Source organism: Microbacterium sp. MPR-TSA4, assembly GCF_058792815.1.
Genome location: NZ_JBXAFF010000003.1, coordinates 186,285 through 207,817, shown reverse-complemented (window position 1 = coordinate 207,817; position 21,533 = coordinate 186,285). Strand labels below are relative to the sequence as shown.

At 73.6% G+C, this 21,533-nt stretch carries 16 protein-coding genes; 14 read left to right on the top strand and 2 right to left on the bottom strand.

From position 1 onward, the window contains the following. Positions 1 to 3: 3 nt before the first annotated feature. Genes AC1Q49_RS03465 through AC1Q49_RS03445 form a run of 5 tightly spaced genes read left to right on the top strand, consistent with a single transcriptional unit; the run spans position 4 to position 9,547 of the window. Positions 4 to 2,427 carry a beta-glucosidase H gene (locus AC1Q49_RS03465; protein ID WP_492490953.1) on the top strand — a complete coding sequence of 808 codons (2,424 nt, stop codon included), beginning with the start codon at positions 4 to 6 and terminating at the stop codon, positions 2,425 to 2,427. Beyond that, positions 2,424 to 3,566: a serine hydrolase domain-containing protein gene (locus AC1Q49_RS03460; protein ID WP_492490952.1), complete on the top strand. Its 1,143-nt coding sequence runs from the start codon at positions 2,424 to 2,426 to the stop codon at positions 3,564 to 3,566. The genes AC1Q49_RS03465 and AC1Q49_RS03460 overlap by 4 nt, the downstream gene beginning before the upstream one ends. 2 nt (positions 3,567 to 3,568) lie before the next feature. Then, the gene (locus tag AC1Q49_RS03455) at positions 3,569 to 6,355 is read left to right on the top strand and encodes an alpha-L-rhamnosidase (protein WP_492490951.1); all 2,787 of its coding nucleotides are present in this window, start codon (positions 3,569 to 3,571) and stop codon (positions 6,353 to 6,355) included. A 19-nt stretch (positions 6,356 to 6,374) separates the two neighbouring features. Then, positions 6,375 to 8,180 carry a DUF5605 domain-containing protein gene (locus AC1Q49_RS03450; RefSeq protein WP_492490950.1) on the top strand — a complete coding sequence of 602 codons (1,806 nt, stop codon included), beginning with the start codon at positions 6,375 to 6,377 and terminating at the stop codon, positions 8,178 to 8,180. Beyond that, positions 8,177 to 9,547, top strand: coding sequence for a glycoside hydrolase family 30 protein (locus AC1Q49_RS03445; RefSeq protein ID WP_191009527.1), 1,371 nt, complete (start codon positions 8,177 to 8,179; stop codon positions 9,545 to 9,547). The genes AC1Q49_RS03450 and AC1Q49_RS03445 overlap by 4 nt, the downstream gene beginning before the upstream one ends. On the opposite strand, the gene AC1Q49_RS03440 is transcribed toward AC1Q49_RS03445, so the two are convergent. After that, a complete protein-coding gene (locus AC1Q49_RS03440) occupies positions 9,534 to 10,283 on the bottom strand; it encodes a FadR/GntR family transcriptional regulator (protein WP_492490949.1) in 750 nt (249 codons plus the stop codon). The two genes, AC1Q49_RS03445 and AC1Q49_RS03440, sit on opposite strands and share 14 nt — an antisense overlap. A 186-nt stretch (positions 10,284 to 10,469) precedes the next feature. Here AC1Q49_RS03440 and AC1Q49_RS03435 point away from each other — a divergent pair, with 186 nt between their 5' ends. From AC1Q49_RS03435 to AC1Q49_RS03400, 8 genes are read left to right on the top strand one after another with little or no spacing between them, the layout of a single operon-like run. Next, a complete protein-coding gene (locus tag AC1Q49_RS03435) occupies positions 10,470 to 12,227 on the top strand; it encodes a dihydroxyacetone kinase family protein (RefSeq protein WP_492490948.1) in 1,758 nt (585 codons plus the stop codon). Beyond that, positions 12,224 to 12,697 carry a ribose-5-phosphate isomerase gene (locus tag AC1Q49_RS03430; protein WP_101305494.1) on the top strand — a complete coding sequence of 158 codons (474 nt, stop codon included), beginning with the start codon at positions 12,224 to 12,226 and terminating at the stop codon, positions 12,695 to 12,697. Before AC1Q49_RS03435 ends, AC1Q49_RS03430 begins: the two co-directional genes overlap by 4 nt. Beyond that, on the top strand, positions 12,694 to 13,458 hold the full coding sequence (locus AC1Q49_RS03425) for a triose-phosphate isomerase (protein WP_492490947.1): 765 nt from the start codon (positions 12,694 to 12,696) through the stop codon (positions 13,456 to 13,458). Before AC1Q49_RS03430 ends, AC1Q49_RS03425 begins: the two co-directional genes overlap by 4 nt. Continuing rightward, positions 13,455 to 14,249 carry a sugar phosphate isomerase/epimerase family protein gene (locus tag AC1Q49_RS03420; protein ID WP_492490946.1) on the top strand — a complete coding sequence of 265 codons (795 nt, stop codon included), beginning with the start codon at positions 13,455 to 13,457 and terminating at the stop codon, positions 14,247 to 14,249. The genes AC1Q49_RS03425 and AC1Q49_RS03420 overlap by 4 nt, the downstream gene beginning before the upstream one ends. Further along, the gene (locus AC1Q49_RS03415) at positions 14,246 to 15,094 is read left to right on the top strand and encodes a phosphogluconate dehydrogenase C-terminal domain-containing protein (protein WP_492490945.1); all 849 of its coding nucleotides are present in this window, start codon (positions 14,246 to 14,248) and stop codon (positions 15,092 to 15,094) included. Before AC1Q49_RS03420 ends, AC1Q49_RS03415 begins: the two co-directional genes overlap by 4 nt. A 7-nt stretch (positions 15,095 to 15,101) precedes the next feature. Next, entirely contained in the window at positions 15,102 to 15,857 is a 756-nt protein-coding gene (locus tag AC1Q49_RS03410) for an SDR family NAD(P)-dependent oxidoreductase (RefSeq protein WP_492490944.1), read from the top strand. Next, positions 15,854 to 17,626 carry a D-apionate lactonase family protein gene (locus AC1Q49_RS03405; protein WP_492490943.1) on the top strand — a complete coding sequence of 591 codons (1,773 nt, stop codon included), beginning with the start codon at positions 15,854 to 15,856 and terminating at the stop codon, positions 17,624 to 17,626. The genes AC1Q49_RS03410 and AC1Q49_RS03405 overlap by 4 nt, the downstream gene beginning before the upstream one ends. Before the next feature lie 35 nt (positions 17,627 to 17,661). Next, positions 17,662 to 18,927 carry an MGH1-like glycoside hydrolase domain-containing protein gene (locus tag AC1Q49_RS03400; RefSeq protein WP_492490942.1) on the top strand — a complete coding sequence of 422 codons (1,266 nt, stop codon included), beginning with the start codon at positions 17,662 to 17,664 and terminating at the stop codon, positions 18,925 to 18,927. Between the two features lie 23 nt (positions 18,928 to 18,950). On the opposite strand, the gene AC1Q49_RS03395 is transcribed toward AC1Q49_RS03400, so the two are convergent. Further along, positions 18,951 to 20,018, bottom strand: coding sequence for a LacI family DNA-binding transcriptional regulator (locus AC1Q49_RS03395; protein WP_492490941.1), 1,068 nt, complete (start codon positions 20,016 to 20,018; stop codon positions 18,951 to 18,953). Positions 20,019 to 20,176: 158 nt separating this feature from the next. Here AC1Q49_RS03395 and AC1Q49_RS03390 point away from each other — a divergent pair, with 158 nt between their 5' ends. Continuing rightward, complete coding sequence (locus tag AC1Q49_RS03390) at positions 20,177 to 21,493, top strand: ABC transporter substrate-binding protein (protein WP_060958297.1); 1,317 nt, start codon at positions 20,177 to 20,179, stop codon at positions 21,491 to 21,493. Positions 21,494 to 21,533 lie beyond the last annotated feature (40 nt).

The window sequence follows — 21,533 nt, the reverse complement described above, 5'->3', positions numbered from 1 at the left end:
ACCATGACCGCCCCCGTCGACCACCTGCGCCCCCTGCTCGAGAAGCTGACGCTCGAGCAGAAGGCCGCCCTCGTCCAGGGCGCCGACTTCTGGACGACGGTGCCGCTGCCCGAGATCGGGCTGCGGGCGATGACCCTGTCGGACGGTCCCGCCGGCGTGCGCGGGCCGCGCTGGGACGAGCGCGAGCCGTCGCTGAACCTGCCCTCCGGGTCGGCGCTGGCCGCGTCGTGGGATGTGGATCTGGCCTACCGCTACGGCGCGGCCGCCGCGGCGGAGGCCCGCGCGAAGGATGTCGACGTCGTCCTCGGCCCCACCATCAACCTGCACCGCAGTCCCCTCGGCGGCCGCCACTTCGAGTGCTTCAGCGAGGATCCGGAACTCTCCGGCGCGCTGGCGGCCGCCTACGTCGCCGGCCTGCAGGACAACGGCGTGGCCGCCTGCCCGAAGCACTACGTCGCCAACGACTCGGAGACGGACCGCTTCACGGTCGATGTCGAGGTCGACGACCGCGCACTGCGCGAGCTGTACCTCGCCCCGTTCGAGCGCGCCGTGACCGAGGCGCACGCCTGGAGCATCATGAGCGCGTACAACGCGGTCGACGGCGTCACGATGACCGAGAACGATCTGCTCGAGACCCCGCTGAACAGCGAATGGGGCTTCGACGGCGTCGTGATCAGCGACTGGACGGCGGTGCGCTCGCTCGACGCCGTCGCGGCCGCGCAGGACCTCGCGATGCCCGGGCCCGCCCCCGCGTGGGCCGACCTGGTCGCCGCCGTCGGCGACGGTCGCGTCGCCGAGGAGGACCTCGACCGCAAGGTGCTGCGCCTGCTCCTGCTCGCCGAGCGCGTCGGCGCCCTCGGCGACGCCGACCCGGCCGGCCGCGCCGCGGTGCCCGCGATCGACGGCCCCGCCTTCGCCCGCGACGCGGCCGTGGCCGGCACCGTGCTGCTGCGCAACGACGGCACGCTGCCGCTGGAGGCGGCATCCCTCGGATCGGTCGCCGTCATCGGCCAGAACGCCCGCGACGCCCGCACGCAGGGCGGCGGCAGCGCCACCGTCGTCCCCGCGCACGTCGTCTCACCGCTGGAGGGTCTGCGCGCGGCGCTTCCCGGCGTCGAGGTCTCCTACGAGCTCGGCGCCCTCGTGCAGGACGGCGTGGTCGAGATCCCGCTGGCCCAGCTGCAGAACCCCGTCACCGGCGAGCCGGGTCTGCGGGTGCGTTTCCTGGACGACGCCGGCACGGAGCTGTTCGCCGAAGACCGCCGCTCGACGGCGCTCGTGTGGTTCGGCGGCGACGCGCCCATCGCCGCGAGCCGCACGGTCGTGTTCGAGACCCGCTTCACCCCCGCCGAGACGGGCGCGATCGAGCTCGGGTTCGCGGGCGCGAACCCCGGCCGCCTCTTCGTCGACGGCGAGCTCGTCCTCGACGACAGCCCGGTCATCGAGGGCACCGACCTCGGCGCCGCCTTCCTCAACCCGCCGTCGCTCACGACGACGGTCGCCGTCACCGCGGGCGCGCCCCGCGACATCCGCGTCGAGTTCACGTGCGACCCGCAGGGCGCCCTCGCCGGCGCGCTCAGCGCCACCGTCGGCATCGCGCCCACGCCCACCCCCGACGCCGAGCTCGTCGCCCGGGCCGTGGCCGCCGCGGCATCCGCCGACGTCGCCGTCGTGGTCGTCGGCACCACCTCCCGCGTCGAGTCGGAGGGCTACGACCGCGAGAGCCTGGACCTTCCGGGCGCGCAGGACGCGCTCGTGCGCGCCGTCGCGGCGACGGGCACGCCCACGATCGTCGTCGTCAACGCCGGCTCGCCGGTCGCGCTCCCCTGGGCGCAGGAGGTGTCGGCCGTCGTGCAGGGCTACTTCGGCGGCCAGGAGTTCGGCCACGCGATCGCCGACGTGCTGACCGGCGCCCGCGAACCCGGCGGCCGCCTGCCGACCACCTGGCCCGCGACGCTCGCCGACGTCCCCGTGGTCGACGTCACCCCGCAGGACGGCGTGCTGCGCTACCGCGAGGGCATCCACATCGGCTACCGTGCCTGGCTCAAGGAGGCCGCCGCACCCGCCTTCGCCTTCGGCCACGGCCTCGGCTACACGACCTGGTCGTGGGACGACGCGCAGCGCGACGGCGACGCGGTCGCGGTGACGCTGACCAACACGGGCGCGCGCACCGGGAAGCAGGTCGTCCAGGTGTACGCCGAGCGCGCCGCTTCGGCGGTGGAGCGTCCCGAGCGCTGGCTGGTCGGCTTCGCCGCCGTCGAGCTGTCGCCGGGAGAGACGAGCACCGTCTCCGTTCCGCTCCCCGACCGGCGACTCGCGTATTGGGACGGCGGCGGGTGGCGCGTCGAGCCCGGCACGTACACGCTGCGTGTCGGCGCCTCGGTCGTCGATCTGCCGCTCGCGGCATCGTGGACGGTGACCGCGTGAGCGCGCCGATGCCCGCCGTCGAGGCGAGCCTGCTGCAGGGCGCAGCCGATGAGCGGCTCGCGGCCGTCGTCGAACGCCTCGACGGATACCTCCGCGAGGACGACGGCCTGTCGTTCCAGGTCGCCGCGTTCCACCGGGGCACCCCGGTGCTCGACGCCTGGGGCGGTCCCGACATCCGCGCCGACTCGATGCTCATCCCCTTCTCGGTGACCAAGAACACGATCGGGCTCTCGATCGGGCTCCTCCTCGAGCGGGGCCTCATCGACCTCGACGAACGCGTGGCCCACTACTGGCCCGAGTTCGCCGCGAAGGGCAAGGATGCCGTCACCGTCCGCGAACTGCTCTCCCACCAGGCCGGGCTCCCCCAGGCGAGCACGCCGCTGACGTGGGAGGAGCTGTGGGACCATCACGCCGCGGCCGCCCGTCTCGCCGACACGCGACCCTTCTGGCGACCGGGGAGCGCGTTCGGCTACCACGCGATCACGATCGGCAGCCTCGGCGACGAGCTCGTGCACCGGGTGACGGGCCGGACGCTGCACGAGTTCTACGAGCGCGAGATCCGTGCCCCCCACGGAATCGACTTCCACCTGGGCCTGCCGTCCGATCAGGAGCACCGCTTCACGCCCCTGAAGCCGATGGTGCGTCCCGTGTCGGCCACGGCGACCCCGCAGTTCTCCGCCCTGGGGCCCGTGGTGTTCGGACCCCTCAGCCGGGACATCGACCACACCAACTCGCCGCGCAACTACCGGTACGGCCACGCCGCGACCGCCGGGACGGGGACGGCCCGCGGGCTCGCGCGCCTGTTCGCCGCCGCGGTCACCGGCGTCGACGGCGCCGCCCCGTTCCTCTCGCCCGACACGGTCGAGCAGATCGGCCAGCAACAGGTCCGCGGCTACGACGAGGTGCTGCACCAGCACGACCGCGCCCACGCGATCGTCTTCCAGAAGCCGTCCCAGCCGCTCGCCTTCGGCGGGCCCCGGGCCTTCGGCCACGACGGCGCGGCGGGGGCGCTGGCGTGCGCCGACCCCGACACCGGCGTCACCTTCGCCTGGACGATCGTGCGCGGCCCGTGGCCTGGCGGCGCCGACCCTCGGGCCGTGTCGCTCGCGCGCGAGCTCGGCACCCTGCTCGGAGCGTGACCGTGAGCACCGTGATCGAGAGCCTGCGCGCCGAGGTGCGCGACGACACCACCTTCGTCCCGACCGCGCGTCCGCGACTGAGCTGGGTCGTCGGCGGGGACGTCACCGGCTGGCGGCAGGCGTCGGCGGAGCTGTCCGACGGAGCGCAGCAGGTCACGCTCACCGGCGACGAGAGCGCCCTCGTGGCGTGGCCGTTCGCCCCGCTCGCCGCCGGTGAACGGCGCTCGGTGCGGGTGCGCGCCCACAGCACGGACGGCCGGTCCACGCCCTGGAGCGCACCGCGCGAGGTGGAGGCGGGCTTCCTCGCCGACGGCGAGTGGGTCGCGCTGCCCATCGGCCTCGCCGAGCCCGCGCGTGCGGCGCAGCCCGCCGAGGTCCGCACGAGGTTCACGCTCGATCGCCCCGTCACCCGCGCGCTCCTGTTCTGGACCGCGCTCGGCGTCGGCGAGCCCGCCGTCAACGGCGCCCCCGTCACGGCGGACGTCCTCTCCCCCGGCTGGAGCGCCTACCGCGACCGCCTGGTCCTGGAGACGGTCGACGTCACGGCGCTCGTGCACCCCGGCCCCAACGAGCTGTCGGCGACGATCGCCGGCGCCTGGTACACCGAGCGGTACGGGTTCTTCACCTTCACCGACCGCCTCTACGGCGACCAGCCGTCGCTGCTCGCGCAGCTGCGCGTGACCTACGCCGACGGGACGGTCGCCACGGTGGCCGCCACGGGCCCCGGGTGGGAGGCGAGCGGAGACGGACCGGTCGTGGACAGTGGGATCTACGCCGGCGAACACCAGGACCTGCGCCGCGACGCCGCCGGCGCATCCTGGAGCCCGGCCCGCGTCGGCCCCGCGGCGCGGCCGGGCTACGACCGGGTCCCGGTGCCCGAGCCGCGCATCGCCCCGCCCGTGCGGCGGATCGAGGCGCTGCCCGTCGCCGCCGTCGTCACGAGCGCCTCGGGCGGCACGATCCTCGACTTCGGTCAGAACCTCGTCGGCCGCCTGCGCCTGCGCGTGCGCGGGGCGGCGGGCACGCGCGTGGTCGTGCGTCACGCCGAGGTGCTCGAGGACGGCGAGCTCGCCCTCCGCCCCCTGCGAAACGCCGCCGCGACCGCCACCTTCGAGCTGTCCGGCGGCGACGACGTCCTCGAGTCGCGCTTCAGCTTCTACGGCTTCCGCTACGCGGAGATCACGGGCCTCGACGTCGCCCCGGAGGACGTCGAGGCGATCGTCCTGCACACCGATCTCACGCGCACCGGCTGGTTCACGGCATCCGACCCCCTCGTCGACAAGCTCCACGAGAACGTGCGGTGGGGCATGCGGGGCAACTTCCTCTCGATCCCGACGGACTGCCCGCAACGCGACGAGCGTCTGGGCTGGACGGGCGACATCCAGGTGTTCGCGCCGACCGCGACGTTCCTCTACGACTGTGCGGGCTTCCTCGCGTCGTGGCTGCGCGACCTCGCCCACGAGCAGGCCCGCGCCGACGGGGTCGTCCCCCTCGTGGTGCCCTCGGCGCTGCCGGCGTTCGCCGGGGGCGGGCCCACCGCCGCGTGGGGAGACGCGGCCACCGTGGTGCCGACCGTCCTGTGGGAGCGTTTCGGCGACCGCGAGGTCCTCGCCGCGCAGTATCCGAGCATGCGCGCGTGGGTCGAGGCGGTGCTGCGCGACGCGGGCGACGGTGGTCTCTGGGCGGGACGCATGCAGCTGGGCGACTGGCTCGACCCCGCCGCCCCGCCCGACAAGCCGGGCCAGGCGAAGGTCGACGTCGACATCGTCGCCACCGCCTATCTCGCCCGCTCGCTGCAGCAGGTCGCCGACGCCGCCGCCCTGCTCGGGCACGAGGCGGATGCCGCGCGCTACGGGGCCCTCGCCGCCCGCTCGCGTGCCGCCTTCGCCGCCGAGTACGTCACCCCCGCCGGCCGCATGATGAGCGACGCGCCCACGGCGTACGCGCTCGCGCTGCAGTTCGATCTGGTCGAGGGGGACGACCTGCGCGCGGCGCTGGGCGCACGGCTCGCGGCCCTCGTCCGGGAGGGGGGCTACCGCATCGGCACCGGCTTCGTCGGCACGCCGCTCGTCGCCGACGCCCTCACCGCGACCGGCCACCTCGACGCCGCCGAGCGTCTGCTCACGCAGACCGACTGCCCGTCGTGGCTGTACCCGATCACGCAGGGCGCCACGACGGTCTGGGAGCGGTGGGACTCGCTGCTTCCCGACGGCACGGTCAACCCGGGCGAGATGACCTCGTTCAACCACTACGCGCTCGGAGCCGTCGCGGACTGGCTGCATCGCACCGTGGCGGGGCTCGGCCCGGCATCCCCCGGCTATCGCCGCCTGCGCGTCGCACCCCGCCCCCTCGCGTCGCTCGACCACGCGTCGGCGCGCCACCTCACCCCCTACGGTGAGGCCGCCGTCGCGTGGCGCCGCGAGGGCGGGACGATCGTCGTCACCGCGACGGTGCCGGCCAACACGGATGCCGAGGTCGACCTTCCGGGGCTGCGCACCACGGTCGGCCCCGGCACGCACGAGTGGCGCGTCGAGGCGGCTCCGCCGGCGCCCCTTCCTGCGCTGCCCGGGCTCGACGCGGACCTCGCCGCCGTGATCGACGACCCCCGCGCCTACGCCGCCCTCCTCGAGACACTCGCCGCCGCCGCGCCCGAGCGCGTCGCCACCGTGCGCGCCGAGACGACCTGGACGGCCGGGCGCCCGCTCGCGACCGCCCTGATGTTCACCCCGCCCCCGGTGCTCGCCGCCGTGGACGCCGCCGTTCGCGCGGCGACGACGCCGACCGCCTGACACCCACCCGAGGAGCACCATGTTCGACCGCGCCAGCACGTTCGGCGAGACGCTCGACAGCCCCGCCGGCCGCGCCGTGCTCGAGAAGCACCTGCCCGGCATCGCCGCCTCGCCGATGGCGCAGCAGTTCCGCGACGCGCGCCTGGGCCAGCTGGTCGCCCTCGTGCCGGAGCTGGAGGACCCGTCCGCGCGCGACGCGCTGTGGGCCGCGCTGGCCGAGGTCGGCGACGGGACGGCGCGCGCGCCGCACGCCCCCGCGATCGCGCCCGATCCCGCCTACGAGGGCGAGGACGTGCCCCGGGGCTCGGCCGTTCCGGCGCCGGCGGCGCCGACGCGGCGATGGGACCCGCTCGAGGTGCGACTGTCGGGTCCCGCGCACGGCAACCCCTTCGTCGACGTCGACCTCGACGCCCTGTTCACCCGACCCGACGGCACGACGGTGCGCGTCGGCGGCTTCTACGACGGCGACGGCGTGTACGTGATCCGTGCCCTCGCGGATGCCGAGGGCGAATGGCGCTTCGAGACCCGATCGACCGCGCGCTCGCTCGACGGCGTGACCGGACGCCTCGAGGTCGCCGCCGCCCCCGTCGAGGCGCACGGACCGGTGCGCGTCGACGGGTTCCACTTCCGGCACGCGGACGGCGCACGCCACCGCCCGATCGGCACCACCGCCTACGCGTGGACGCACCAGAGCGAGGCCCGACAGCAGCAGACGCTGCGCACCCTGGCCGCGGCGCCGTTCGCGAAGCTGCGCATGTGCGTGTTCCCGAAGTCGTACCTGTACAACGCGAACGAGCCGCTCGACTTCCCGTTCGTCGGCTCGCTCGCGGAGGGCTTCGATCTCGAACGGTTCGATCCCGCGCACTTCCGCCGGCTCGAGCGTCGCATCGCCGATCTCGCGGCCCTCGGCATCCAGGCCGACCTCATCCTGTTCCACGCCTACGACCGCTGGGGCTTCTCCGACCTCGGCCCGGCCGTCGACGAGCGCTACCTGCGCTACGTGATCCGTCGGCTGACGGGCTTCGCCAACGTCTGGTGGTCGCTGGCGAACGAGTACGACCTGCTGTGGTCGAAGGACCTCGACGACTGGGAGCGCCTCGCCGCCGTCATCGGCGAGGAGGATCCGTTCGGCCATCTGCTGTCCATCCACAACTGCCGGCCCTTCTACGACTACGGCCGGCCGTGGATCACCCATGTCTCCGTGCAGCGCGTCGACGTGTACCGGACGGCGGAGAACACCGACCAGTGGCGCGAGCGGTGGGGCAAGCCGGTGGTCGTCGACGAGTGCGCCTACGAGGGCGACATCGACCAGGGCTGGGGCAACATCACCGGCGAGGAGCTGGTCCGCCGCTTCTGGGAGGGCGCCGTCCGCGGCGGCTACATCGGCCACGGCGAGACCTACTATCCGCCCGCGCTCCCCGCCGATCCCGCCGGTCCCGCCGACGTCGACGCCGATGACCAGGACGACGACGAGGTGCTGTGGTGGTCGAAGGGTGGCGTGCTCCACGGCACCTCCCCCGCCCGCATCGCCTTCCTCGACCGGCTGATCGGCGAGGCCCCCGACGGCGTATGGGACCCGCTGCCGGGCGACTGGGACGTGCCCTGGGGAGGCGACGGAGGCGGACGCGTGCGCGTCGGCTACTTCGGGTTCAACCGCCCGCGCTTCCGCCACGTCATCCTCGGCGACGGCACCTGGCGCGTCGAGGTCATCGACACCTGGAACATGACGATCGAGGAGATCCCGGGCCACCACACCGGTCAGCTGCGGGTGGAGCTGCCCGGTCGCCCGTACATCGCCGTGCGTCTCACCCGGACCGACGCATGAACGCGACGACCTGGACCGTCACGACGCCGGAGGAGCCGTGGCGCGCCGCGCCCCCGCCCGTCCTGGCGGCCCCCACGGCCATGCCCGACGTGATCGTGGCGGTCGACGACCCGCAGCAGGAGATCGACGGCTTCGGCGCCTGCTTCAACGAACTGGGCTGGGCGGCGCTCGGGCTGCTCACGGCGCAGGAGCGCGACGGCATCCTCCGCGAGCTGTTCGCCCCCGGGGTGGGCGCGTCGTTCGGGCTGTGCCGGATGCCGGTGGGAGCCAACGACTTCTCGCTGGACTGGTACTCGTACGACGAGACGCCGGGCGACCTCGCGCTGGCGCATTTCGACGCGTCGCACGACGACGAGACGCTCGTCCCGTTCATCCGCGCCGCACGCGCGCACCGGCCCGACCTGCGGCTGTGGGCGTCCCCGTGGAGCCCGCCGACGTGGATGAAGCGCAACGGCCACTACGCCGGCGCGATGCCGCATCCGTTCTTCGGCGACGTCGACAACGGGCTGCGACCCGAGCAGGTCGGCGCGGAGGGCACCGACATGTTCCGCACCGACGAGGAGCACCTGCGCGCCTACGCGGCCTACTTCGGCCGATTCGTCGACGCCTACGCCGAGCGCGGGATCCCGATCTCGATGGTCATGCCGCAGAACGAGTTCAACTCGCCGCAGGTCTTCCCCAGCTGCACGTGGACGCCGGCCGGGCTGGCCGCGCTGCTGCGCCACCTCGGACCGCAGATGGCGGCCCGCGGGGTCGAGGTGTACCTCGGCACCCTCGAGCGCGCCGACGACCGTCTGGTGGGCGCGGTGCTCGCCGACGATGCGGCGGCCGCGGTCGTGTCGGGGATCGGCGTGCAGTGGGCGGGCAAGGGCGCGGTGGCGGCGCTGCACCGCCTGCATCCGGACCTGCGCATCGTCCAGACCGAGCAGGAGTGCGGCGACGGCCGCAACGACTGGCGCCAGGCGCGCTACGCGTGGCGCCTCATGAAGCACTTCCTCGGAAACGGCGCGAACGCCTACCAGTACTGGAACATCGCGTTGCCCGAGGGCGGCCGCAGCCGATGGGGCTGGACCCAGAACTCGCTCGTCGTGGTCGATCCGCAGCGCCGCACCTTCCGGTACACGCCCGACTACCTCGTGCTCAAGCACGTGGCCGCGTTCGTGCGGCCCGGAGCCCGCGTGCTGCCGACGTGGTGCGTCGCGGGCCACGACAATCAGCTGGTGTTCCGCAACCCGGACGGCTCGGTGGTGGTGGTCCTGCACAACGAGCTGGCCGAGCCCCTGCCGATCAGCCTGCTGCTGGGCGAACGGGTGCTGTCGCTCGAGCTGCCGGCGGCTTCGTTCAGCACCGTCGTCATTCCGGCCTGAGCGGGCCCGAATCCTCCGAGAGCCGGCGCGAGGCCGTCGCCATGTGCGTCGCCATCGCCGAGGCGGCGAGATCGGCGTCGGCGGCGGCGACGGCGGCCTGCACGGCGGCGTGCTCGTCGATGGCCAGCAGGGCCGCCGCCTCGTCGTGCACCGCGCGGTCGGCGTAGACCTGCAGGAGCGACCGGACGACGTGCAGCAGGTCGACCAGCGTGTCGTTGCCGGCGGCCGCGGCGAGCGTCTCGTGGAACTCGGCATCCGCGCGGGCGAAGGCGCCCAGGTCGGCGGTGCCCGCCCGCATGCGATCGAGGGATGCCGCGAGGGCGGCCCGATGCGCGACGTCGGCCCGTCCGGCCGCGAGGCGTGCGACGTAGATCTCCAGACCCGAGCGCAGTTCGAGCAGCTCGGCGGTGTTCTGCTGTCCGATCAGCAGTCCCCAGCGCAGCGTCTGCGGCAGCAGGTCGCTGGCCGTCCCGCGCAGGTAGGTGCCGGAGCCGGCGCGGACGTCGATGATGCCGAGGATCTCCAGCGCGGCGAGCGCCTCGCGAACGGCCGAGCGGCCGACGCCGAGGGTGGCGGCCAGCTGACGCTCGGGCGGGAGACGCGTGCCGGGCGCGAGCGAGCCGCCGGTGAAGAGATCCATGAGCCGTCGGGCGACCTCGGACACGGGCGTCCCGGACGGCAGCGCGCCGAGCGCCGCCGTGATCTCGGCGGAGCGGTCGTCCGGGTAGGCGGGCACGGGACCAACATACGGCAGTCGCCGTCACGGGCGAGATATTGGTCAACCGGTTCTTGCAATTGGTCAACCGGTTTGTCAGAATATCGACGGGTGAGCGGCAGCTCGCCGCCGGACCGATCGACCAGGAGTCACCGTGGACCCACTCCAGAGCACTCGTGCGCACGCCGCGACCGCGCGGAGCGCGCGATGACGCGGCTGTGGAACGATCCGGCCGACTTCGCCGACGAGATGATCGACGGCTTCGTGGCGGCGCACGCCCGCTACGTGCGCCGCGTCACGGGAGGCGTCGTCCGCGCCGGCGGCACCACGCCCGGCCGGGTCGCGGTCGTCGTCGGCGGCGGATCGGGCCACTACCCCGCCTTCGGCGGTCTCGTCGGCCCGGGCCTCGCGCACGGCGCCGCGATGGGGAACCTGTTCGCCTCCCCCTCCGCGCAGCAGGTGCACGCCGTCGCGTCGGCGGCCCACGCCGGCGGCGGCGTCTTCTTCGCGTACGGGAACTACGCCGGGGACGTGCTCAACTTCGACGCCGCGCAGGAGCGACTGCGCGGCGAGGGCATCGCGTGCGCGACCGTCGCGGTCACCGACGACATCATGAGCGCGGCCCCCGCGGAGCGGCACCGCCGCCGCGGGATCGCCGGCGACCTCGCCGTGTTCCGCATCGCCGGTGCCGCCGCCGAGGCGGGCTACGACCTGGACGGCGTGGCCCGCGTCGCGGCGCTCGCCAACGAGCGCACCCGTTCCTTCGGCGTCGCCTTCTCCGGGTGCAGCCTGCCCGGCGCCGACGCGCCCCTGTTCTCGGTGCCGCCCGGCCGGATGGCGGTGGGTCTCGGCATCCACGGCGAACCGGGCGTCGCCGAGACCGACATCCCGACCGCGGACGGGCTCGCCGCGCTGCTCGTGGACGCGCTTCTCGGCGAGATCCCGGACGGCGTCGAGGCGAGCGGCGCCCGGGTGGTGCCGATCCTCAACGGGCTCGGCTCGCTGGCGCACGAGGAGATGTTCGTCGTCTACCGCCGCGTCGCCCATCTGCTCGCCGCCGCCGGGGTGGAGGTCATCGACCCGCACGTCGGCGACTACTGCACGAGCTTCGACATGGCCGGCACGTCGCTCACGCTCCTCTGGCTCGACGACGAGCTGGCCGCTCTCTGGGACAGCCCGGTCGACACCCCCGCGTACCGCCGCGGCGCGACGGCCGCGCCCGGCCCCGCGGCGCCCGCCGCCGCCGCGGTCATCCCTGCCGCGCCGAGCGCCGCGCCCGCGGCGCCTCCCGGCGACGAGGCCTCGCGCCGCTGCGCCGCCACGGTGGTCGATGTGCTCGGCACCCTCTCCGCCACCATCGACGCGAACGTCGCGGAGCTCGGCCGGATGGATGCCGTCGCCGGCGACGGCGACCACGGCATCGGCATGCAGCGCGGCACCCGTGCCGCACGGCACGCCGCCGCGGAGGCCGCCGCCGACGGCGCAGGCGCACGCGGAACGCTCCTGCGCGCCGCCGACGCCTGGTCCGACCGCGCCGGCGGCACGTCCGGAGCGCTCTGGGGCGTCATCCTCGGTCGCATCGCGGAGCACCTGGGCGACACCGGCGCGCCGGATGCCGCGGCGATCGCGGCCGGCGTCGCCGACGCCGTGCGCGCCGTGCAGCGGTACGGCGGCGCCGAGCCCGGCGACAAGACGCTCGTCGACGCCCTCCTGCCCTTCAGCGCCGAGCTCTCGCGCGCCGTGGGCGACGGCGCCGGCCTCGCCGACGCCTGGCCACTCGCGGCCGCCGCCGCCCGCACCGCCGCGGACGCCACCGCCGACCTCGTACCCCGTCGTGGCCGCGCCCGCACCCACGGCCGCAACAGCGTCGGCACCCCCGACCCGGGCGCGCACTCGCTCGCCCTCATCGCGACCGCCGTGGGCCCCGTGCTCGCCGCACGCCCCTCCGAGAGGACCCCGTCATGACCGCACCCCTGCGCCTCGTCATCGGCAGCGACGACGCCGGCTTCGAGTACAAGGAGGTCCTCAAGCGCGACCTCCAGGCCCACCCTCTCGTCGCCGACCTCGTCGACGTCGGCGTCGACGCCGACGGCCACACGCCCTACCCGACGGTGGCGATCGAGGCCGCCGAGCGCGTCGCCCGCGGCGAGGCCGACCGTGCGCTCCTCATCTGCGGCACCGGACTGGGTGTCGCGATCGCGGCTAACAAGGTCCCCGGCATCCGCGCCGTGACGGCCCACGACTCGTTCTCCGTCGAGCGCGGCGTGCTCTCCAACGACGCGCAGGTGCTCACGATGGGCCAGCGCGTGGTCGGCATCGAGCTCGCGCGCCGCCTCGTCCGCGAATGGCTCACCTACCGCTTCGACGCCTCGTCGGCGTCGGCCGAGAAGGTCGCCGTCATCGCCACCTACGAGAGCACGGGATCGTGCGGGTGAGCCCCGTCACGGTCGGCGTCAGCCTCAAGGCCTACTTCGACCGCGACCGCGCCCGCCGCTGGTTCGACGTCGTCGCCGCCGAGGTCGGCGCCCACCCGGCGGTCCGCGCCGGCGCCGTCGAGGTGTTCGTCGCGCCGACCTACCTGCAGATCGACGACGCCGTCCGTGCCTTCCGGGACACACCGATCGCGGTCGCCGCGCAGGACGTCTCCGCCCACGGCGACGGCGCGTTCACCGGTGAGGTCTCCGCGGCCGAGCTCACCCGCTCCGGCGTGACGCTGGCCGAGATCGGCCATGCCGAGCGGCGGCGCCTGTACCGCGAGACCGACGCCGACGTGGCCGCGAAGGTCGCCGCCGCCCTCGCCGCGGGCGTCGTGCCCGTGCTCTGCCTCGGGGAGAGCGCGCGCGAGGATGCCGCGGCGGCCGCGGCCGCCACCCTCGCGCAACTGCGCGCCGCGACCGACGGCGCCCCCGCGGGGCGCCTCGTCGTCGCCTACGAGCCGGTGTGGGCGATCGGGGCTGACGCACCGGCGCCCGTCGCGCACGTCGCCGCGGTGACACGGGCCCTGCGGGTCGCGCTCGACGCGGACGCCGCACGCGCCGGATCCGCCGTCGTCTACGGCGGATCGGCCGGCCCCGGCCTGCTCGCCCGCCTCGGCGACGCCGTGGACGGCCTGTTCCTGGGTCGGTTCGCGCACGACCCCGCCGCCTTCCGCGCGGTCGTCGACGAGGCCGCGCGGATGCCGGGGCTCGCGCCATGATCGGGCTGGGCACGTACGCCTTCTTCTGGCAGCACTCCGAGCGCGTCGCCCACCCCCTGTCGCTGGTCGGCGCCTTCGAGGCGACCCGCACGCTGGGGGTCGACCTGTTCCAGATCTGCGACTACGCGCCGCTGGACGCGATGAACGAGCGGGAGCTGCGCGCGGCGGCGGCGGCGGCCCGCGACCTGGGCCTGACCATCGAGCTGGGCACGAAGGGCATCGTCCCGGAGCACCTGAGCCGCTACCTGCGGGTGGCCGAGGTCTTCGACGCCCGCCTGGTGCGGTCCATGCTCAACGGCCCCGGCTCGGCGCCCACGACGGCGCAGGCGCAGACGTGGCTCGGATCGTCCGTGCGGGACTTCGAGCGAGCCGGAGTGACGCTGGCTCTGGAGACGTATGAGCAGATCGCGACGTCGGACCTGCTCGCTCTCATCGCCGCCGTCGGCAGCCCGGCGCTGGGCGTGTGCCTCGACCCGGCCAACGTCGTGGCCCGGCTGGAGACACCGCGGACGACGGTCGAGCTCGCGGCGTCCGCCACGGTCAACGTGCACGTCAAGGACTTCGCCTTCGCGCGGCAGGACGGCTGGGTGGGCTTCACCTTCACCGGCACCCCCCTGGGGACCGGACTGCACGACTACGCGCACCTGCGGGCCGCCGTGCGTCCCGCCGCGCGCGGGATCAACGAGATCGTCGAGCACTGGCTGCCCTGGCAGGGCGACGCCGAGACCACCGTCCGCACCGAGCGGGAATGGACCCGCACCGCCCTGGACCACCTGAGGAGAATCCCATGAGCCACACCATCGCCGTCTTCGGAGCCGGAGGGAAGATGGGCACGCGCGTCTCCGACAACCTCGTGCGCACCGATCACACCGTCCACTACGTCGAGACGTCGCCCGCCGGTCGCGAGCGCGTGCGTGCCGCGGGTCGCGTGCTGTCCGAGGCCGCCGACGCCGTCGCCGACGCCGACATCGTCGTGCTGGCCGTGCCAGACCTCGCGCTCGGGCCCGTGACGGCGCAGCTGGTTCCGCAGCTGCGGCCGGGGACGATCGTGCTGACGCTCGACCCGGCAGCCGCCTACGCGGGCCTGCTGACCACCCGCGACGACATCGTGCAGGCCGTCGCCCACCCGTGCCACCCGTCGGTGTTCCTCGAGCGCACGTCGAAGGAGGAATGGGCCGACACCTTCGGCGGCGTCGCGGCACCGCAGGACGCGATCGCCGCGATCGAGAGCGACGACCCGCGCAAGAAGGCGATCGTCGAGGAGACGGTGCGCGCCATCTATGCCCCCGTCATCGACGTGCACTGGGTGAGCGTCAAGCAGCTCGCCCAGCTGGAGCCCACCCTCGTCGAGACGGTCGCGTGCATGATCGGATCCCTCCTCAACGAGGCGCTGCACGAGGCGATCCACACGATGGGCGTTCCCGAGGCGGCGGCGCGCAGCATCCTGTACGGGCACACGCAGGTGGCGCTGGCCAATGGGCTCCGCGGCGACAACCCCTTCAGCGACGCCTGCCTCATCGCGATGGACTACGGTCGCGAGAGCATCATCAAGGACGACTGGAAGAAGATCTTCCGCGACGACGAGCTCGACAAGAACCTCGCGCGGATGCTCCACCTCGACCGCATCGAACGCTGAGGATCGCATGGGACAGCTCACCGACAAGACCGCCCTCGTCACGGGGGCGGCCAAAGGCATCGGCCTCGCCGTCGCCTCCCGTTTCGTCCGCGAGGGCGCGCGGGTCGTGCTCGCCGACCGAGACGTGGATGCCGCGACCACCGCGGCCTCCGCCCTGGGCGCGCACGCCCGCGCCCTCGGCATGGACATCTCCGACGAGGCGGCCGTGGCCGCCGGGTTCGCCGAGTTGGAGGCCGCGGGGTGGGCGCCGGACGTCGTCGTCGCGAACGCGGGCGTCCAGCTGTTCGGGCAGGACGCCCCCGCCGCCGACCTCGAGCTGGACGTCTGGCGGCGCACCCTCGACGTCAATCTCACGGGAACCTTCCTCACCGTCAAGCACGCCGTGCGCAGCATGCTCCCCCGCGGCGGCGGGGCGATCATCCTCACCGGCAGCCCGACCGCGGTCAACGGCGAGGGCCGGGACTTCACGGCGTACAGCGCGTCGAAAGCCGCGATCCACGGGCTGGGACGCACCGTCGCCGCCGCCTACGCCGATCGGGGGATCCGCGTCAACACGGTGCAGCCCGCCTACACCGAGACCCCTCTGGTCGCGGCCATCACGGACGACCCGCAGGCGCGCGCGGCCATCGTCGGCCGTATCCCGATCGGCCGCGCCGGCACCCCCGACGACGTCGCCGGCATCATGGTCTACCTCGCGAGCGACGACGGCGCCTTCGCGACCGGGGCGGTCTTCCAGGTCGACGGAGGCATGACGTCGCTGTGAGTGGCACGTGGGATGACGAGGCTCGGCGACCCTGGCGCAGCGCGCGGTGGTCGCTCGAGCTGCGGTGCGACGAGCTCGCCGACATCGCCTACGACGGCGTCGTGGTGCTCCGCTCCGCGCGCGCGGTCGTCCGCGACCACGACTGGCGCACCGCACCCCTCGTGATCGACGATGTCGACGCCCGCGACGACGCGATCGTCATCGCCCTGCACTCGAGCGGGCTGGGGTCGTCGTTCGCGGGCATCGTGCGGGTGCACGCACACGGCGATCGTCTGGAGATCGTCTGCGACCTGACCTCCCGGCAGCCGTTCGACACCAATCGGACGGGGCTCGTGGTCCTGCATCCGCCGACGCTGGCCGGCACGCCCCTGCGGGTGGTCCACTCCGCGGCGGAGCCGGAGGAGACGCGCTTCCCCCCGCGCATCAGCGCGCACCAGCCCGTGCGCGACATCGCGGCCCTCGCGTGGACGGCGGGCGGCGTCGGCGTCGCGCTGACCTTCGACGGCGACGTGTTCGAGATGGAGGATCAGCGCAACTGGACGGATGCCTCGTTCAAGACGTACAGCCGCCCCCTCGACCTCCCGTTCCCGTACCGCGTCGCGGCGGGCGAACGGGTGACGCAGACGGTGACGATCGAGGCGACGGCCTCCGCCTCGGCCCCGGTGATCGAGACGGCGAAGCCCGCCCCGGCCGCGGTGATCGAGCTTCGACCGGGCGGCGCGTTCCCGCGCCTCGGCCTCGGCGCCGCGACCGCGCCGGATCCGGCGCCGCCGCTCGGCTCGCCGCTCGGCTCGCACGTCGTCGCCGACATCGATCTCGCCGATCCCAACTGGCGCGCGGCCCTGGACCGGGCGGGCGCGGCGGGACTGCCGGTCGAGGTGCGCCTGGTGCTCGCGGACGACGACCCGGACGCGCTCCGGGCGGCGGCGCATGCCCTCCGCGGACGGCGCACGGCGCGCGTGACGGCCTTCCCTGCGACCGGGCCGGCCCGCCACGTGTCCGACGGCCCGACGATCCGGGCGCTGCGCGCGGCGCTGCGCGCCGCCGACGTCGACGTGCCGGTCGTCGGCGGAACCCGCGCGCACTTCACCGAACTCAACCGCGAGCACCACCGCCTCCCGGACGGGCTCGACGGCATCGTGCTCAGCAGCACGCCGCTGTTCCACAGCCGCGGCACCGACCAGCTCGTCGAGGCGCTCGCCATGCAGCGACGGGTGGCGCAGGAGGCCGTGGACATCGCGTCGGGGCTCCCCGTGCACATCGGACCGGTCACGCTCCGGCCGCGCTTCAACGACGTCGCGACCACGCCCCCGCCCCGCCCCGGGCGCACCGATCTGGCCGAGGGGTACGGCGCCCAGCTGCTCGACGCCGACGATCCGCGCCACGACAGCGACGAGCTGGCCGCATGGACGATCGCGAGCGCGGCGGCGTTCGCCGTGCCGGGGGTGGCCGCGCTGACCTTCTTCGAGGAGTGGGGACCCCGCGGCATCCGCACCGCCGCGGGCCGGGACCGGCCGGTCGCCGCGGCGCTGCGCGCCCTCGCCGACGTCGCCGGGCCCGACGGGCGAGCCTGTACCCTGCTGCACGGCGACAGCCCGGACGGCCTCGTCTGGGCCGTCGGGGGGCGCGGCGACGACGGGGGGAGCGTCCTCGTGGCCAACCTCGACCGGGTGCCGCGCGTCGTCCGCGTCGAGCCCGGAGGCACCCGCACCGTTCCCGCCGGAGCCTTCGCGATCCTTCCGCTCACGGCACCGTCCGCTCACGACTGATCCGCCCCGACCGACCCGCTCATCGAGGAGCCCCCATGACCGCACCGCACCGCAGCCTGCTCACGGAGTACATCCACGCCGCCACGATCCGGATGACCCGGGAGCCCTCCGGCGTGCTCACCCATCCGTACACGGTGCCCAGCGCCCCGGAGTCCCCCTTCTACTCCGACACGCTCTGGGACTGGGACTCGTGGTTCATCAGCGTCGTCATGGGCCAGGTCGAGGTGGAGACCGGACAGCCCGGCCTGTTCGGCGTCTACGAGGAGGGGACGATCCGCAACTTCCTCGACCACATGGACGAGGACGGCGTCATGCCGATCCTGATCAAGCCGGGCGGACCGCTCCTGCACCGCGATCCGGGCCGGGCGGCGGGCTTCACCGAGAACATGCACAAGCCGATCGTCGCCCAGCAGGCGCTGCTGCTGGCTCGTCGGCGCGGGTCGACCGAGTGGCTGAGACCCGAGCGGGAACGGATCGGACGCTTCCTCGAGCGGTACGTGCACTCGCACATGGACCCGGCGACCGGGCTCGCCTACTGGCAGACCGACTTCGCGATCGGCGTCGACAACGATCCGTCCGTGTACTACCGCCCCGACCGCAGCACGGCCTCGGTCTACCTCAACAGCCTGCTCTACCGCGAGATGCTCGCGTTCGGCGCCCTGTGCGAGGACCTCGGGGATGCCGCGGCATCCCTGCACTGGCGCGGACGCGCCGCCGACCTCGCCGATGCCGTCAACGCGCTGCTCTGGGACGAGCGCGACGGCATGTACTACAGCGCCGACCTCCACCTCCGCCCCGTCGACCCCGAGGACTGGCTGCACCGCGGCGCGCCGCGCCGCTGGAACTCGCTGCTGCTGCGCATCGACAACTGGTCGAGCTTCCTTCCCCTCTGGGCGGGCATCGCCCCGCACGACCGCGCGGAGCGCGTGCGCGCGCGGATCGCGGACCGCCGCACGTTCCGCGCCGCCTACGGGGTGCGGACGCTGTCGCGGCTGGAGCAGCAGTACGACCTGAGGGCGTCGAACAACCCCTCGAACTGGCTCGGCCCGGTCTGGGGCATCAGCAACTACCTCGTCTTCCGCGCGCTGGCGCGCTACGGCTTCGACGCGGATGCGGCGGCGCTCGTGGACGAGACGGTCGCCCTGTTCGGGCGCGATCTGGCGGCCTCCGGCGCGCTGCACGAGTACTACCACCCCGACACGGGCGAGCCGATCATGACCAGCGGCTTCCAGAACTGGAACTTCCTCGTGCTCAACATGATGGCGTGGCAGGAGGGACGCCCCGTCGTCGCGGAGTTCTGAGCCGTCGGCGCGGCCCGTCGGTCTCAGCCGCGGCCGAAGCCCTCGGTGCTGGCCCGCACGACCAGGTCCGGCTGGAACATCCGATGCGGGTCCGCGGCCGACCGGCCCGCGATCGCGTCGAAGAGGGCGTCGACGACCGCGATGCCGAAGCCCTCGTGACGGCCCCGGACGCTGGTGAGCGGGATGAGGGACACCTCGGCGAACTCGTTGTCGTCGTAGCCCACGATGGCCGTCTGGCGCGGCACGTCGATGCCGGCCTGCACGAGCACCTGCATCATGCCCAGCGCGAGGAGGTCGTTGACCGCGAAGATGCCGTCGGGGCGGAACGCCTCGGGGCGCGCGACGAGCGCGCGCGCCACTTCGCGGCCGCCGCGCACCGTGCGGTCGGGCATGTCGATCACCTCGACGGTCGCCGCGCCGAAGGTGCGGACGACCTCGGTCGCCCCGGCCAGGCGGTCAGCCACCTGAGGGATGCCGAGGGGGCCTCCCACGAAGGCGATGCGACGGCATCCGACATCGAGCAGGTGCTGCATCGCCTGGCGCCCGCCGGAGACGTCGTCCAGCGACACGGACGGCTGCTCGGAGCTCTCGGCGCGCTGGCCGACGATGACCGACGGGGTGCCGCGTCTGCGCACCTGGGCGAGACGGTCCTCGATCGGCAGGTGCGAGGAAACCAGCAGCCCCTGCACGCGGTGCTGCTCGAACACCTCGAGGTACGCGTCCTCCCGCTCCCGGCTGCGATGCGAGTTGGCGAGGAAGACGGTCACGCCGCGTTCACTGGCTCGACGCTCGACGCTCTCCGCGATCTCGGCGAAGTAGGGGTTGCTCACGTCGGGGGCGATGTAGCCGATCACCTGGCTGACGCCGAGCCGCAGCTGACGGCCCGCGATGCTGGGCACGAAGCCGAGGGAGTCGATGGCGTAGCGGATGCGCTGCGCCTTGTCGTCGGAGACGCGGTCGGGATGGTTCAGGTAGTTGGAGACCGTGCCGACGGCGACGCCGGCGAGAGCGGCGACGTCACGGATGCCGACGCGTACGCCGGGACGGGTCGACGACGACCCGTTATGAGATTGTGACGTTTCAAACTCCACGTCCCCATCTTGCCCCAGTCGGCTCATCCCTGTCACGGATTTCGCTGCTCTGCCGCTCCGCAGGGCCGGGAATCACTGTTGACAGGGGTCGGCGAGCGCCCTAGCATCCACTATTGAAACGTCTCAAAAGAAGAGATGACCACTTTCAAGGAGGAAATGTGTTCACAGCGAAACGGCGGCGCCCGAACAAGCCGCTTCTCAGCGCCGTGGTGCTCCTGGGCGCCAGCGCGCTGGTGCTCACCGGCTGCTCCGGCGGCGGCAGCGGCGGCGGCACGGACAACCCGACGACGTTCGAGTTCCTGAAGAACGCGGAGAACACGACCACCCAGCCCGTGCTCGACGCGCTGGCATCCGGATCGTGCACGGCCGAGAACGACGCCGCTCCCCTGGAGGTCAACTCGGTCCCGCAGGCGGACCTCGACGCACAGGTCCAGCTCCTGGCGACGCAGGACGGCCTGCCCCCCATGTTCTCGGCCGGCGGCAACCCCGCGGAGGGCGCCAAGCTCGCCAAGGCGGGCTACCTCGTCGACTTCGACAAGGCCCTCACCGAGCTCGGCGTGCGCGACAAGGTCGCCGAGGGCGCCGTGTCGACGATCAAGAAGCTCTACGGAGGCTCCTTCAGCTTCCTGCCCTACCAGTACAACATCGAGGGCATCTTCTACAACAAGGAGCTCTTCGAGAAGAACGGCTGGGCGGTGCCCGAGACGTGGGACGACCTGCTGAAGATCGCGGGCGAGGCGAAGAGCGCCGGGCTCACGCCGTTCGCGGCATCGGGCGAGCAGGGCTGGCCGCTGACCCGCCTCATCTCCGGCTACCTGTTCCGCTCCCTCGGCGCCGACGCCCTCCAGGACGTCGCCGACGGCAAGGCCAAGCTCACCGACCCTGAGTACGTCGCCGCCGCGCAGGCCGTCGCCGACCTCGGCGCCGCCGGCTACTTCGGCTCGAACGTGGCCTCTCTCGACTACGACGCCGCGACGAACGAGTTCCTCACCGGCAAGGCCGCGATGATCTACATGGGCAGCTGGCTGCTGGGCAACATCAACAGCGACAGCAACCAGATCGGTGCCGACAACGTGGGCTTCTTCAAGTTCCCGGGCGTCGCCGGGGGCAGCGGCTCGATCGACGAGTACCCCTCCAACGTCGGCCTGCCGGCCACCTTCAACGCCAAGACCTACGCGGCCGACAACAGCGTCGGGGCGTGGCTGAAGTGCATCACGTCGAACTACGGCAACGAGGCGCTCGCGCAGGGCCAGATCACCGGGTTCATCGCGGACAAGAAGGTGGAGCTGCCCGCGATCTCGCAGACGATCGCCGACGAGATCGCCGGCGCCAAGGACAGCGTCCTCTGGTTCGAGGCCCTGTTCAACGCGAAGGCGAGCAACATCTCCTCGACCAACGCCGCCCTGCTGGTGACCGGTCAGCTCTCCGCCGAGCAGTTCATGAAGCTCGTCCAGGACGCGCTCGACGAGGGGTGACCCTCCCCGGGGGGGGGGGGGGGGGGGGGGGGGGGGGGGG

Coding starts and splice junctions, on each gene's coding strand:
- AC1Q49_RS03465 (WP_492490953.1), top strand. CDS start 4: ATGACCGCCCCCGTCGACCACCTGCGCCCCCTGCTCGAGAAGCTGACG.
- AC1Q49_RS03450 (WP_492490950.1), top strand. CDS start 6,375: ATGTTCGACCGCGCCAGCACGTTCGGCGAGACGCTCGACAGCCCCGCC.
- AC1Q49_RS03445 (WP_191009527.1), top strand. CDS start 8,177: ATGAACGCGACGACCTGGACCGTCACGACGCCGGAGGAGCCGTGGCGC.
- AC1Q49_RS03435 (WP_492490948.1), top strand. CDS start 10,470: ATGACGCGGCTGTGGAACGATCCGGCCGACTTCGCCGACGAGATGATC.
- AC1Q49_RS03430 (WP_101305494.1), top strand. CDS start 12,224: ATGACCGCACCCCTGCGCCTCGTCATCGGCAGCGACGACGCCGGCTTC.
- AC1Q49_RS03420 (WP_492490946.1), top strand. CDS start 13,455: ATGATCGGGCTGGGCACGTACGCCTTCTTCTGGCAGCACTCCGAGCGC.
- AC1Q49_RS03415 (WP_492490945.1), top strand. CDS start 14,246: ATGAGCCACACCATCGCCGTCTTCGGAGCCGGAGGGAAGATGGGCACG.
- AC1Q49_RS03410 (WP_492490944.1), top strand. CDS start 15,102: ATGGGACAGCTCACCGACAAGACCGCCCTCGTCACGGGGGCGGCCAAA.
- AC1Q49_RS03400 (WP_492490942.1), top strand. CDS start 17,662: ATGACCGCACCGCACCGCAGCCTGCTCACGGAGTACATCCACGCCGCC.